This is a genomic window from Cystobacter fuscus DSM 2262, from assembly GCF_000335475.2.
Lineage (GTDB): Bacteria > Myxococcota > Myxococcia > Myxococcales > Myxococcaceae > Cystobacter > Cystobacter fuscus.
Window position 1 is genome coordinate 86,022 of the sequence record NZ_ANAH02000073.1, and the last position, 15,531, is coordinate 101,552.

Genomic DNA, 15,531 nt, shown 5'->3' on the forward strand with positions numbered 1-15,531 from the left:
GTTGAATTCCGAGCGGATTGGGTGGGGCTAGAAAAGCGCGGATTTTATGCAGCATGAGTCGATAGCCATTGTTGGAATTGGGCTCCGAATGCCTGGGGCGGAGTGTTCGCGTTCGCTGTGGAAGCTGCTATGCAATGGAATTGACGCGACCCGGGAGATCCCCTCTGAACGCTGGGAGCTGGGGTCGCTCCATGATCCGGCTCCTGACCGCCCGGGGAAGATCCGCAACCGCCACGCTGGATTGATCGAGGGCGTGGAGACGGCGGATCCCAATGCCTTCCGTCTGTCCAAGCGAGAGCTGCGGAGCATGGATCCCCAGCACCGTGTGCTGTTCGAGAGCGCATGGCACGCGCTGGAGGATGCTGGAATTCCTTTCGACGCCCTGCGCGGGAGCCGCACGGGGGTCTTCGTGGGCATCAACTTCAATGATTATCAGCGGATGCTCGCGCGTGACTGGGCGGCGCTCGATGGGTATGCCCTGCTCGGCACGACGGCCTCGTTCGCGGCGAACCGGATTTCCTATGCATTTGATCTCCGGGGCCCCAGCACCTGTTCGAGTGTGGGATGTGCCTCCTCGACGACCGCCCTCCACGAAGCCTGCCGAAGCCTGACGCTGGGCGAGGTGGAACTGGCGCTCGTCGGCGGTGTGGAGCTCATGCTCTCGCCCGAGAGCAGCATCATGCTGTCCCAGGCGGGCGTGTTCTCGGCGAGGGGGCAGTGCCGGACGTTGGATGCACAGGCCGATGGCTACATCCGCGGTGAGGGCGCTGGAGTGGTGGTGCTCAAGCCCCTGTCCAAGGTGGACGCCAGTGATCGCGTATACGCGGTGATTCGCGGCAGCGCCGTCAACCACAACGGGCGCAACGAGTGGATCATGGCTCCCAGCGCCCCGGCGCAGGCGGAGGTGATCCGCCGGGCCTGTGAGTGGGGGGGCGTGGAGGCCGCCAGCCTGGACTATGTCGAGCTCCACGGCTCCTCCTTCCTCAAGGGGGACGCGGCCGAGGCCATCGCCATCAGCGAGGCGCTCGGGGAGCGGCGGTCCTTTCCTTGCCGGCTCGGCGCGGTCAGCAACAACCTGGGCTACATGGGAGCGGCGGCGGGGATCGCGCAGTTCATCAAGGTGTGTCTGTCCCTGTACCACCGCACCTTGCCGCCGACGATCCACGTGGACGCGCCCAATCCCCAGATCGCATTCGAGGCGCTCGGGCTGACGATCCAGTCGAAATTGGAGCACTGGCCCGAGCGGGGGACGGGAGAGCCGAGGCGGGCCGGTGTCGTGTCCACTTCGCTCGGTGGTTCCAACGCCTTCCTGGTCCTGGAATCCGCTCCGGAGGTCCGTGTGGCGGAACCGTCCGGAGTGGAGGCTCCCGGTCATCTCCTGGTTCTCTCCGCGCTCACCCCGGAGGCGCTCCGCCAGCAGGCGATGCGGCTAAGGGACTTCCTCGCGGAGACGCCCGCCAGTGACCGCACGCTGGAAGATGTCTGCGTCACGGCTGCGTTCAAGCGGCAGCACCACCGCCACCGCGCCGCGGTGATCGCCCGGGGGCGGGACGGACTGGTGAGGCTCCTCGGTGAGCTCGCTCGCGTCTCCGGGCAGGCGCTCCTGGTGGAGGAAGGGCAGCTCCCTGGGCTCGTCGAGGCCGGGCGAGCCTATGTCGACGGTGGCTCCCTCTCACGGGAGGCCTTCCCTGGATCCGGCGGGCGCTGTGTGAGCCTTCCGCTCTACCCCTTCCAGCGGCAGCGCCTGTGGCCAGAGTGGCTGTCTCCCCAGGAGGTGTGCCGCGCGCCCACGGACTCGCGGCCAGCGCCGCCCGTCGCACCGCCTTCCGAGGTGGTTGTCTCCCGTCGAGTCCAGGAGGCCCCCGCGGGCGAGCGCGAGGCGCGGCTGATGGAGTTGCTCCGCGCCCAGGTCGCGGACGTGCTGGAGGTGGACCCGGCCGAGCTCGACACGCGAGGAAGGACCTTCTTCGAGCTGGGGCTGAACTCCATCGGCGCCACGGTGTTGAAGGAGCGCATCTCGAGAGAGCTCGGCGTCACGTTGTTCACGACGATCTTCTTCGAGCACCCACGGCTGGAGCTGCTGGCGAAGCGGCTGCTGGCCCTCGTGGATTCCCGGACCGGAGTCAGCTCGGAGGTCGGGAGCCTCGCGAGCGCGCCCGCCCAGGAGGAGCAGGAGTTGAGGGAGCGCATCGCCGGGCTGTCCGAGGAGCAGGCTCGAGAGCTGATTGCCCGGAAGCTGGCCGAAATCAGCATTGAGGTCGACTGATGAGTCGGAAGGACGGTTCGCCGATGGAGCTGACGCCCCTGCAGCAAGCCCTGCTCACGATCGAGAAGCTGCAGAAGAAGCTCGCGGCTGGCACTCGAGCGGAGGATGGCGCGATCGCGATCATCGGCATGGGCTGCCGGTTCCCAGGTGGCGCGGTGAGTCCCGCGCGTTTCCAGGAGCTGCTGTGGGGAGGCGTCGAGGCGGTGACGGAACTCCCGGCCGACCGGCGGGCGCTCCAGGGACTCTATGATCCCGATCCCTCCAAGCCCGGGAAGATGTACTTGCGCCGGGCGGCCTTCGTCGACGGCGTTGACAGGTTCGACGCGGAGTTCTTCCGGATCTCGCGGCGGGAAGCCGAGGGGATGGATCCGCAGCAGCGCTTCTTCCTGGAGGTGAGCTGGGAGGCCCTCGAGAACGCGGGAATCCCGCCGCACCAGCTCGTGGGGTCGCGGACCGGCGTGTTCGCCGGAGTCCATGCCAAGGACTATGCGTTCGCCTTGGAGGGAGGACTGGAGAAGGTCGGTGCCCACTACTCCACGGGGGTGGACGCCAGTTATGTCGCCGGGCGGCTCTCCTATCTGCTTGGGCTCGAGGGTCCCAGCATGGCCGTGGACACCGCCTGCTCCTCCTCGCTGGCCGCGGTGCATCTGGCGTGTCAGAGCCTGCGCACGGAGGAGTCAACGCTGGCCATCGCGGGGGGCGTGAAGCTCATCCTCTCCCCGCAGCTCAGCGTGTTCCTGTCCAAGGCCGGGGCGCTCTCCCCGAGCAACCGCTGCCGCGCGTTCGATCGCGCGGCCGACGGCATGGTGCAGGGCGAGGGCTGTGGCGTGGTCATCCTGAAGCGCTACCGGGATGCGGTTCGCGATGGGGATCGGATCCTCGCGACGATTCGCGCAACGGCGATGAACCACGATGGCGCCAGCGGTGGGCTCACGGTGCCGAACGTCCGGGCACAGGAGTCGCTGTACCGGCTCGCGCTCCAGCGTGCCGGTGTCGAGCCCGGGCAGGTGGACTACCTGGAGGCGCATGGGACGGGAACCCGGCTCGGGGATCCCATCGAGCTCGAGGGTGTGTCGCGGGTCTACGGTGGCTCGAGGCCTCCGGAGCGGCCGCTGTGGGTTGGCTCGGTGAAGCCGAACATCGGTCACACCGAGGCGGCCGCGGGGATCGCGGGGCTGATCAAGGCGGTGCTGGTGCTCCAGGCTGGAGAGCTGCCGCCCTCCATTCATTTCGAGCACCCGAACCCCGAGTTCGCCTGGGAAGGCTCGGGGCTCGCGGTCCCTCGGGAGCGCACGCCGCTGGCGGGCAAGGCCACCCCGCACCTGGTGGCCGTGAGCTCGTTCGGGATGAGCGGCGTGAACGCCCATGCGCTCGTCGAGGCGTCTCGTGAAAAGGCCTCGGAGCACGCGGATTCCGGGCCGTACCTGCTGCCACTCTCGGCGCGCGGAGAGCCGGCCCTGCGTGAGCTCGCCGGAGCCTGGTTCCGTGAGCTCACGGCCGGCTCCCCGCGGAGCCTTCGGGATTGCTGCTTCACGGCGGGGGCGGGGCGCTCGCATCACGAGCAGCGTCTGGCGCTCGTCGCCCGGACGCCCGAGGCGTTGTGGGAACTGCTGCGCAACGCCGCCGATGGGCGTGGCGGCGAGGGGCTCCTCCGCGGACAGGTCAAGGCCGCGGGAGGGCGTGAGGCGGTCTTCGTCTTTGGAGATGCCGGAGCCGGGAAGGCCGGGGCCCTTCGCGAGCTGCTGCGGGAGGCCAGCTTCCGTGGCCACGTCGAGAAGCTGGATGGGGTGATCCGCCAGGTGGCGGGGGGGTCGCTCATCGAGCACGTGGAGCGGGATGCCGCCAGCCCCGTGGCCCTCCTCGCCTTCCAGCTCTGCCTGGCGGAGCTGTGGCGGTCGTATGGCGTCGAGCCCGCCGCCGTCGCGGGCTACGGCAAGGGAGAGGTCGCCGCGGGCGTCGTCGCGGGGGTGCTCGGAGTGGAGGAGGCGGTCCGGCTCGTGCTCCAGGGACCGGCGGCCCCGACGATTCGTTCCCAGCCGGCGAAGTGCCCGTTCCTCTCCCTCTCCGAAGAGGAGTGGATCGGAACGGGCGGTACGGTGCCGGCCGAGTTCTGGACGAGACGGCAGGCGTCCAAGGGCAGGCTGGAGCTGGATCTGCTCGCCGAGCACCTCATGGAGCGGAGCGCGTCCGCCTTCCTGGCGTTCGCGTGCGATGCCTCGCTGGGCGAGGAGCTGGAGGCCGCGGCGCAGCGCCGGAGCGGGAAGGTGCTCGTGCTGCCCGCGAGCCCCGCGGAGGGCGATGTCCGGTACGGAGTCCTGAGCAGCGCCGCGCGGCTCTACTGTGAGGGATTTCCAATCCGGTTCGAGAGCCTCTACCCCGGAGCGAGGAAGGCGGTCCTTCCGACGTACCCCTGGCAGCGCGAGCGCTTCTGGTGGGATGGGGAGCGGGAGTCCGTGAAGGTGGAGCCCGTCGTGGTGGAGGGCGGGGTGGAGAACGCGGAGGCCCTGCAGGGGCTGTTCTGTGAGCTCGCATGGAATGTCCGAGGGGCGAGCTCCGAGCAGGTTCGGGCGGACGGGACGTGGCTCGTCATCGCCGAGAAGCCCGAGGCCGCCGCGGAGCTCCGGGAAGGGTTGGTGGCGGCGGGCGGCTCGGTGGTCGTGGCCAGCGCGGGTCCCTCTTATGAAAAGGTGTCTGCCCGGGACTACCGCCTCGAGCTGACCGGCCGGGAGTCCTTCTCCCGCCTCCTGGCGGAACTGGCTGCGGACGGCCAGTCGCTCCGGGGAGTCATCTTCCGAGCGGGCTCCAGCCACCCGGAGACACTCGAAGGACCGCGCGCGGTGGTCCGGCGCGAGGCCATTGCCGTGACGTCGCTCGTGCAGGCCCTGGCGCACATGGCCGCGCCGAAGCCTCCGCGTCTGTATCTCATCACCCGGGGCGCTCAGAGCACGGGGAGCGAGGCGGGGCCCGGGTCGATCGCGGGAGCGCCACTCTGGGGGCTTGGGCGCGTCATCGCGTACGAGCATCCGGAGCTCGCGTGCAAGCGGATCGATGCCGATCCCGCCTCCGGCCCGGAGTCGCTCCGTGAGCTCGTCGTCGAGCTCGGACGCCGGCTGGCTCCTCCCCTGGACGATGATGAGGTCGTCCTGCGCGGAGACAGACGCCTGGTCCCTTCGCTCACCCAGGGCCGGCGGACGCCGGGAAGCGCGGGCGCGTTCCGCCCCAGGAAGGACCGCACGTACCTGATCACGGGAGGGCTCGGAGGCATCGGGCTTCGCCTGGCCTCCTGGCTGGTGAGCCGTGGTGCGCGGTACCTCGCGGTGTGTGGACGGAAGGGAGAGACGGCGGAGTCCCGTCAGGCCCTGGCGCCGCTTCGGGCAGCGGGGGCGCGGGTGGAGACCTTCCAGGTCGATGTGAGCCGACCGGAAGCGCTCGCGGCCATGCTCGAGAACCTCCGGCGTACGGGGCCCTCCCTGGGGGGCATCTTCCACTGCGCGGGCGTCCTGGCCGACGGCTCGCTGCTGCAGCTCGAGCCTCGGAGCTTCGAGACCGTCATGGGTCCGAAGGTGGATGGCGCCTGGAACCTCCACATGCTCGCCACGGATGCATCGATCGAGCAGTTCGTCCTCTTCTCCTCGACCGCATCGCTGATCGGCTCTCCCGGACAGGCCAACTACGCCGCGGCGAACGCCTTCCTCGATGCGCTGGCCCACCTGCGGCGCTCGCGTGGCCTGCCGGCGCTCAGCCTCAACTTCGGGAGCTGGGGAGAGGTGGGCATGGCCACCACGGACGAGCGACGAGGGGGGCGGCTCGCGGAGCGCGGCATGGCGCCCATGTCCGTCGAGGAGGCCCTGGCGGCGATGGCCCTCACTCTCGCCGACGGCCCCGTCACCCGCGGCATTGCCCGCCTCGATGCGGAGCGGTGGGGGAAGAGCCACCCGTCCGTGGCGGCCTCCTCCCTGTTCCGCGGCCCGGTCGCCCAGGAAGAGGAGCGCGTCGTGGACAAGGCGCCGCGCAAGCTGCGCGATGCTCTGCTCTCACTCGATAGCTCCGAACGGCACGGCGTGTTGGTGGCTCGCCTCAAGGAAATGGTGGGGGAGGTGAGCCGCAACCCTCCGGAGCGCTTCTCCTCCAAGGACACGTTCGACTCCCTGGGGTTCGACTCCATCATGGTGCTCGAGCTGAGGGACATGGTGATGGGGGAACTCGAGGTGAGCTTGCCACTCAAGAGTTTTGTCGATGAGCGCTCCATCGAGCAGGTGACGGTGGAGTTGCTGGAGAAGCTCGCCGTCGCGAGCGTGCTCGGCGCGGCCTCCTCGGAGCGTCCTGACTCGAAGCGGGTGCTGCTATGAACCTGGGAGAACTCCTTCAGGAGTTGGCCCACCACGGCATCAAGCTGTCGGTGGAAGGCGAGAACCTGGCGGTCGACGCCCCCTCCGGCGAAATCCCAGCAGGGCTGCGCGAGAAGCTCGTGGCGAACAAGGCGGCGCTGCTGGCCCTCCTGGCCGAGCAGCACGCGCCTCTGGCGGACTCCCCACCGCAAGCCGTGCCCCGGCCCGAGGAACGGTACGAGCCGTTCCCCATGACCGAGATCCAGCAGGCCTATAGCGTGGGCCGGCAGGCAGGGCTCGAGATGAACGCGGCGATGCACGCGTTCAACGAGATAGACTGTAGCGAGCTGGATCTGGCGCGTTTCGAGGAGGCCTGGAACCAGGTCATCGCCCGCCACGAGATGCTGCGCGCGGTGGCGCTCCCCGAGTTCCAGCAACGCATCCTGCCCACCGTCCCGCGCTACCAGATCCCGGTGGAGGATCTGCGCGGATGGAGCCAGGAGGAGGCGGAGGCGCGGTTCCTGGCCATCCGCGAGCGGCTGTCCCAGCAGGTGCTGTCACTCGAGCAGTGGCCCTTGTTCGAGCTGCGCGTGTGCCTGCTCGACAACGGCCGGGCGCGCCTCTTCATGAGCGTCGATGGAACCTTCATCGACGGCTACAGCTTCCAGATCCTCTATCGGGAGCTGGTGCACTTCTACAAGCACCCCGGGGTGCCTCCCACGCCCGCGCGGCTCGAGCTGTCGTTCCGGGACTACGCGCTGGCCGTGCATCAGGCGCGTGGAGCGCGCCATGCGCGGTCCCTGGAGTACTGGCGGTCCCGCCTGCCCAACCTCCCACCGGCGCCGGATCTCCCACTCGAGCGGGATCCCAGCACGCTGCGGCGTCCCCGCTTCCGCCGCTGGTTCGAGCGCCTGGAGCCCGAGGTGTGGCAGCGCCTCAAGCAGCGCGCGCGCGCGCGCCGCCTGACGGAGCCGGAGTTGCTGCTGGCGGCCTATGCCGAGATCATCGCCCGCTGGAGCCGGAGCCCCCGCTTCACGCTCAACGTCCCGCACTTCAACCGCCTGCCGATCCATCCGCAGGTCAATGACATCATCGGGACCTTCGCCAGCTTCACCTTGATCGAGGTGGATCACCGGCCGGAGCGCAGCTTCACCGAGCGGGCGCTGGCGATCCGTGAGCAGCTCCTCCTCGCGCTCGAGCACCGCGAGGTGAGCGGCGTCGAGCTGCTGCGAGAGCTGTTCCGGCTCCAGGGCAAGATCTCCGGCGCGATCATGCCGGTGGTCATGACGAGCTTCGCCTCCCACTCCAAGAGCCGGGACTCCCACTGGGTCGACTTCCTGGCGAACGAGTTCGGCGAGCTCATCGAGGCGCTCACCCAGACACCCCAGGTGTGGATTGATCTGCAGATCGTCTACCAGCAGGGCGGCGTCTTCCTGAACTGGGACGTGGCGGAGGAGCTGTTCCCGCCCGGCATGATCGAGGACATGTTCGCCAGCTTCTGCGCGCTGCTCCGCCGCCTGTCGGAGGACGACGGGGCCTGGGAGCAGGGGGGCGTGGACACCTTGCCCGCCCGGCAACGCGAGCTGTTCTCTCGTGTCAACGGCACGGTCCGCCCGCTGAGCGGACAGCTGCTCCATACCGGCTTCTTCCGGAATGCCGCCGCGCGGCCGGAGGCGCTGGCGCTGGTCTCGTCGACCGTCTCGCTGAGCTACGGCGAGCTGGCCCGTCGCTCCAGCCGGCTCGGGCACGCGCTGCGTGAGCGAGGGACCGCGCCCAACCGCATCGTCGCGGTGGTGATGGAGAAGGGGTGGGAGCAGGTCGTGGCCGTGCTGGGAATCCTGAGCTCCGGCGCGGCCTACCTGCCCATCGACGCCGGGCTGCCGCTCGAGCGCCGCTCCTACATGATGGAGAACAGTGGCGCCACGTGGGTGGTGACCCAGCCGAAGTTCGCCCAGGAGCCGTGGCCGGAAGGCACCCAGGTCCTGGTCATCACTCCCGAGGCCTTCAGCGAGTACAGCGATGCGCCGCTGTCGCCCGTGCAGCGCCCCGAGGACCTCGCGCACATCCTCTACACCTCGGGCTCCACGGGCCAGCCCAACGGGGCGATGCTCACCCACGCGGGGATGGTCAACGCGATCGAGTGGACGAACCGGAAGTTCGGCGTGGGGCCGGACGACCGACTCATCGCCCTCAGCGCGCTCCATCATGACTTCTCCGTCTATGACATCTTCGGGATCCTGAGCGCGGGCGGCGCGATGGTGATGCCGGGCGCCTCCACGCGCCGCGATCCCTCGCACTGGGCCGAGCTCATGGCCCAGCACGGCGTCACGATCTGGAGCACCGTGCCGGCGATGATGGAGATGCTGCTGACGTACCTCGAGGGAGGCAACGTCCGGCTCTCCTGTCCGCTGAGGCACGTGATGCTCGGCGGAGACTGGATCGCCGTCACCATGCCCTCGCGGCTGCGAGCCCGATTCGGCGATGTGAAGGTGGTGAGCGTCGGAGGCCCGACCGAAACCTCGCTGTGGAACATCACCCACCCCGTGGTGGAGGCGGACGAGCGCCGCCGCAGCATCCCGTACGGAAAGCCGATCCCCAATACGAAGTACTACGTGCTGGACGAGCATCTGGACGAGCGGCCCATCTGGGTACCGGGCGAGCTGTGCTGCGCGGGCATCGGCGTGGCGAAGGGCTACGTCGGCGCGGGGGCGGGCTCGAAGAAGTTCACCGTCCATCCGCGCACCGGGGAGCGCATCTATCGCACGGGCGATCTCGGGCGCTACCTGCCCGACGGGACCATCGAGTTCCTGGGTCGCGTCGACTTCCAGCTCTCCATCCGGGGCCAGCGCATCGAGCCAGGCGAGATCGAGGCCGCCCTGTTGCAGGAGCCGAGCATCCAGGCGGCCGTGGTGGGGGCCGTTGGCGAGCACCATGAGAAGCGGCTCGTCGCCTATGTCGTCCCCGTGGAGGTGAAGCGGGGAATCGACACCCAGCGGATCCGCGCGTTCCTGGCGCGCAAGCTGCCGGAGCACATGGTGCCGGCGACCTATGTCGTGCTGGAGGCCCTGCCGCTGACCCGCAACGCCAAGGTGGATCGTCGGATGCTGCCGCATCCGGATCAGGTCCCCCAGGCGAAGAAGAGCGTGGAGCGCAGCCCGGCGGTCGCTGGAGGCGGCGGCGAGACGCGAGCGCTCCAGCGTTCCCTGGCGAAGGTGGTGGGAGAGGTGTTCGGCGTCCCGGAGGTCCCCCCGGAGCGGAACTTCTTCGAGCTCGGTGCCAACTCCGTCCACCTGGTCAAGCTTCACCTCCGACTCAAGGAGGAACTGGGCGTCCTGGTCCCCGTCGTGGATCTGTTCGGGCACCCGACCGTTCGGGCGCTCCTGGAGTATCTCGGCGCCACCGGAGCGGAGCTGAAGCCCGAGGCGAGCAGCGAGCCCGAGGTGGAGGCGCCGCCGAAGCAGGAGGGTCAGGACATCGCCATCATCGGGATGGCCGGCCGCTTCCCCGGGGCCGCGAACCTCGAGCAGTTCTGGCGGAATCTGGTGGAGGGAGTCGAGTCGATCAGCACCTTCACCGATGACGAACTGCTGGCCGCTGGCGTGAGCGCGGCCGCGTTCCAGGATCCCCGCTACGTTCGCGCGTCGGCGGTGGTGGATGGCTTCGACCAGTTCGACGCCGACTTCTTCTCGTTCACGCATCGCGAGGCGCGCTCGCTGGATCCCCAGCAGCGCGTATTCCTGGAGTGTGCCTGGGAGGCGCTCGAGCACGCGGGCTATCCGCCCAATGGCTGCGAAGCCGTGGTCGGCGTCTACGCGGGCAAGAGCGTGAGCCACTACCGCTATCCCTACCCGGATCTGACGCGGCCGATCAGCTTCTTCCAGGACCTGGTCACCCAGGACAAGGACTTCCTGGCCACTCAGGTCTCCTACAAGCTGGATCTGCGTGGGCCGAGCGTCAATCTCCAGACGGCCTGCTCGACGTCGCTCGTCTCCATCTCGGCCGCCTGCGATGCGCTGCTCAATGGGAGCTGCGACATGGCGCTCGCGGGTGGAGTGGCGCTCAAGGTTCCCCATCGAGTGGGGTATCTCTTCGAGGAGGGCAGTGTCTTCTCCGGAGACGGCCACTGCCGGCCCTTCGACTCGAGGACCAGCGGCACGGTTCCCGGGAGCGGGGCGGGAGTCGTGGTCCTCAAGCGCTTGAGTCAGGCTCGCGCGGATGGTGATCGGATCCTCGCGGTCATCAAGGGGAGCGCGGTCAACAACGACGGGCATCGCAAGGTCGGGTTCATGGCACCGGGCCTCCGGGGCCAGGTGGACGTGGTCCGGGGGGCGCTCCAGCGGGCGGGAGTCGACCCACGGACGGTCTCGTACATCGAGGCGCACGGAACGGGGACCGCGCTCGGCGATCCCATCGAAGTGGCCGCGCTGACCCAGGTGTTCGGAGCGGAGGGGACGCCCCGGTCGTGCGGGCTCGGTTCGGTGAAGAGCAACATTGGCCACCTCGACAGCGCCGCGGGGATCGCGGGGCTCATCAAGGTCGTGCTGGCGCTCCAGCACCGCACGCTGCCGCCCTCGCTCCACTTCGAGCAGCCGAACCCGCGGATCGACTTTCAGCGGAGCCCCTTCTACGTGGTCAACGAGGCCACGCCCTGGGTGGTGGAGAACGGCCCTCGCCGCGCGGGGGTCAGCTCCTTCGGGATTGGCGGCACCAACGCCCACGTCGTGCTGGAGGAGGCGCCCCCATCGTTGGTGGAGGCCGGAGAACCACGGGTGGACCGCTCCCGGCATGTCCTGGCGCTCTCGGCGCGGAGCGAGGCGGCGCTGTTGCAGCTCGCGGGGCACTACCGGGCGCTGCTCGAGGGCTCCGAGGTGTCACTCGCGGACGTGTGCTTCTCGGCGAACACCGGCCGCACCGCCTTCGAGCATCGGCTCTCCGTGGTGGGGTCGGATCGCCGCCGTGTGGCCGAACTCCTGGGCGCGGCGGAGCGCAAGGAGGCGCACCCGGGGCTGGTGCAGGGGACGATCGATCCGAAGCAGTCGGCGAAGGTCGCGTTCCTGTTCTCGGGGCAGGGCTCGCAGTACGTCGGGGCCGCGCGCGAACTCTACCAGGTGCATCCCGGCTTCCGCCGGCGCATCGATGCGTTCGATGAGCTGCTCCGGGCGTATTGGGATCGCTCCCTGCTCTCCGTGCTCTATGCGGAGCCGGGGCAGGCCTCGCCCATCGATCAGCTCGACTACGCCCAGCCGGTGATCTTCGTCCTCGAGTACGCGCTGGCCGAGCTGTGGATGTCCTGGGGCATCCAGCCGGATGTCCTGCTCGGCCACAGCACCGGTGAGCTGGCGGCGGCCTGCATCGCGGGGGTGTTCAGCGTCGAAGACGGGCTGAAGCTGGCGGTCCATCGCGGCCGTCTCATCAACAAGCTCCCCGCGGGCGGCAACATCGCGGTCTCCGCGGGCGAGGCGGAGATGCGCGAGCTCCTGTCCCGTGGCGGTTGGACGAGCTCCATCGCGGCACTCAACAGCCCCGACAACGTGGTCATCTCCGGTGTTCCTGGTGAGATCGACGCACTGGCCCATGAGCTGGAGGAGCGGGGCTTCAAGGTGAAGCGCCTGAACATCCCGCGCGCCGCCCACTCGGCCATGGCGGAGGCGATCCTGCCGGAGTTCAGGGCCGTCGCCTCCACGATCCGCTACTCGCGCCCCTCCATTCCGATGATCTCGGGAATGACCGGCGAGTCCATCACGGAGGGCATCACCGATCCGGAGTACTGGTGCAGCCAGATCCGGAATCCCGTGCGCTTCGCGGATGGGGTGGCCTCTCTGCACCGGGATGGAATCCGGGTGTTCGTCGAGATCGGCCCGAAGGCGACCCTGCTCGGAATGGCGGCGCGGTGCCTGCCGGAGGGAGAGGGCACATGGCTGCCCAGCCTGCGACAGGATGATGGGGGCTGGCAGCAGATGCTCGAGAGCCTCTCGGGGCTGTTCGTCCGAGGCGCCCGGGTCGACTGGGCGGCCTTCGATGCCAGCTACTCGCGGCGCAAGGTGGCGATTCCGACCTATCCCTTCCAACGTCAGCGGTTCTGGGAGGAGGGGGCCGGGCTGCAGCGCCCCAACGGCAGGAGCATGTCCCAGGCGGAGCACCCGCTGCTCGGAAACAGGGTGCCGCTCGCGGTCCTCGAAGCCGGCGAGCTGTTGTTCGAGACGACGCTCGGGCCCTCGGCGCCGGGCTTCCTCGGGCAGCATCGCGTCTTTGGCACTCCCACCCTCCCGGCCACCGCCTACGTCGAGATGGCACTGGCCGCGGGAGCGAGTCTGCTCGGGACGCGAGAGCTGGGTTTGACGGGCTTGTCCATCCTCGGTGCGATGACCTTTCCGCGTGACTCCGAGCGGAGGGTCCAGTGCGCGGTGAAGCGCACGGAGAACGGCCGGGCCGAGGTCCGGATCTTCAGCCGTGCCGTGGATGGCACGGAAGAGGGTTGGAGCCTGCACGCCACGGGGATCCTGTCGGTCTCGCGCGAGGACGAGACGCCCGCCGCCGAGCAGTCGTTCGAGGGAGTGCTCGCGGAGCTGCGGGCCGCGCCCCTGGTCGAGAACTACTACCAGAGGGCCCAGGACTTCGGCGTCGACTTTGGTCCGGAGTTCCGGGGCCTCACGGAGCTGCGTCAGGCCGGGGAGCAGCTCCTGGGTCGCATCGAGAAGCCCGCGGAGCTGGGGAGCAGCGGCGCCTGGTTCGCGCATCCCGCCCTGCTGGATGCCTGTCTCCAGGTGGTGGGCGGCGCCTACCCGGACTCCGACGGCTCCGAGCTCTACGTGCCCATGAACATCGAGAGCCTCGTGCTCTCGGGAGGGCTCGAGGACGGAGTGTGGAGCCACGCAGTGGTGCGGCCGCTCGACGAGGCCCGGAAGCGCCTGCGCGCCGACGTTCATCTCTTCGGTGGCGATGGGCGGTTGCGGGCGCGGGTGCGGGGACTCGAGCTCCAGCGCACGAGCCGGGAAGCGCTGAGCGCGGCGGTCGCGACTTCGCTGGATGACTGGCTCTATGAGCGCCGGTGGGAGCCGCTCGCCCTGGAGGGCACCGCCCCCACCTCGCCGGTCGGTGGCAGTGGGCCCTGTCTGATCCTCGCGGATCGCGCGGGGCTCGGGCGCCAGCTCGCGCGAGAGCTCGAGCGGGACGGACGGACCTGTTTCCTCGTGTTCCAGGGCCCGGTGGCTCGCCGGATCGACGAGACGAGCTTCGAGGTGCCGGGAGAGCCTGCGGCGCTCGCCGAGGCGTTGCGTGCGTTGGACCTTCCGGGCTCGCTCTCGGATGCCATCCTGCTGTGGGGGCTCGACGGTCCCGATGCGGAGCGCCTGGAGGAGGAGAATCTGGGCCAGGCCGCGCTGCTGGGGTGTGGCGGCGGCCTGGGGCTCCTGCAGTACTTGATCGGACGTGGTTACTCGAATGCGGTGTGGCTGGTCTCCCGCGGCGCGCAGCCCGTGGCGACGGGGCAGCCGCTCCCGGGGATTGCCCAGTCGCTGCTCTGGGGGATGACGCGGCCCCTCGCCATCGAGGCCTCCGAGCTGGACTGCCGCTGTGTCGATCTCGATCCGCGGGGAGAGGCGAAGACCCAGGTCGACGCGCTCGTGCAGGAGATTCGCCGCCGCTCCAAGGTGGCCGACAACCAGGTGGCCTGGCGTGACGGACGCTACGTCGCCCGGCTGCGCAGGGCCGAGGCGCGCACGCTGGTGGCCTCGCCCGTGGCGCGGACGGAGCTCTTCCGTCCTGATCGGAGCTACCTCGTGGCCGGAGGGCTCGGACGGCTGGGACTGCTGACGGCGGAGCTCCTGGTGCACCGGGGTGCGCGCAACCTCGTCCTGACCGGACGTGGCCCCGTGGGACCGGACGCGGCCGAGCGGCTGGCGCGCTTGCGCGAGCTGGGCGCCCGCGTCGAGTACCGACAGACGGACATCGCGGATTACGGCCAGCTCGCGGAGCTCCTCCGGGAGATCGCGCGGGAGATCGCGCCGCTGGGAGGCGTATTCCACTCGGCTGGCGTTCTCGACGACGGCGTGCTGCGGCAGCAGAGCTGGGAGCGGTTCGAGAAGGTGCTGCGGCCCAAGATGAGGGGTGCCTGGAACCTGCACCTGCTGACGGCGGGGCTCGCCCTCGAGCACTTCGTGCTGTTCTCGTCGGTGGCCTCGCTGGTCGGCTCCGCGGGCCAGGCGAACCACTGCGCGGCGGCGGCCTTCGAGGATGCACTGGCGCACCACCGCCGGGCCCTGGGGCTGCCCGGCTTGAGCATCAACTGGGGCGTGTGGGCGGGAGACGCGGGGGCCCGGGTCGATGTCAGCGAGCAGGCTCGCACCCCGGGGTTCGGGGTCATCCCGAAGCAGCAGGGGGTTCGCGCGCTCGAGGTCCTGCTCACGGCCCGGGTCGCGCAGGCCGGGGTCGCCGCGATCGACTGGGCGGTGTTCGGGAGTGGCCGGCCCGCGCCGTACGACGCGGAGCTGCGGCAGAAGGCCGGCGGACGGACGGTGGCCCGCGCGACGTTCCTGGAGAAGCTCGCGGAGGCGCCGGTCGCTCATCGCCGGAAGCTGCTGATGGACTACCTGCGCGAGCAGGTGGCCTGGATGCGGGGCCTGGGCTCCAGCGAGACGATCGACCCGGAGCAGGGCTTCCACGAGATGGGGATCGATTCCCTGGCGGCGCTGCAGCTCAAGAACCGGCTGCAGACCGGGCTTGGCCTCTCGCTGCCCGCCACGCTCGTCTTCAACTACCCCACGACCGAGAAGCTCGCGGAGCAGCTCGTGAACACGTTCATCCCCCTGGAGTTCGCACGGGAAGAAGCCCCCGGACCGATGGAGGATGTCCCGGCCGAACAAGCCCTCCAAGGCCTGAGCGAAGCCAACCTCGCCCACATGCTCGCCGAGCAGCTTTCGAAGATGAACTAGGACGACG

The 15,531-nt window shown here is 69.5% G+C and carries 3 protein-coding genes; all 3 read left to right on the plus strand.

The features are described from left to right. Positions 1–88: 88 nt before the first annotated feature. Genes D187_RS47720 through D187_RS47730 form a run of 3 tightly spaced genes read left to right on the plus strand, consistent with a single transcriptional unit; the run spans position 89 to position 15,524 of the window. Positions 89–2,266, plus strand: a complete 2,178-nt coding sequence (locus D187_RS47720; protein WP_002624475.1) for a beta-ketoacyl synthase N-terminal-like domain-containing protein — start codon at positions 89–91, stop codon at positions 2,264–2,266. Further along, positions 2,266–6,615, plus strand: a complete 4,350-nt coding sequence (locus D187_RS47725; RefSeq protein ID WP_211241665.1) for an SDR family NAD(P)-dependent oxidoreductase — start codon at positions 2,266–2,268, stop codon at positions 6,613–6,615. Before D187_RS47720 ends, D187_RS47725 begins: the two co-directional genes overlap by 1 nt. Beyond that, positions 6,612–15,524: a hybrid non-ribosomal peptide synthetase/type I polyketide synthase gene (locus D187_RS47730; protein ID WP_002624477.1), complete on the plus strand. Its 8,913-nt coding sequence runs from the start codon at positions 6,612–6,614 to the stop codon at positions 15,522–15,524. Before D187_RS47725 ends, D187_RS47730 begins: the two co-directional genes overlap by 4 nt. Positions 15,525–15,531 lie beyond the last annotated feature (7 nt).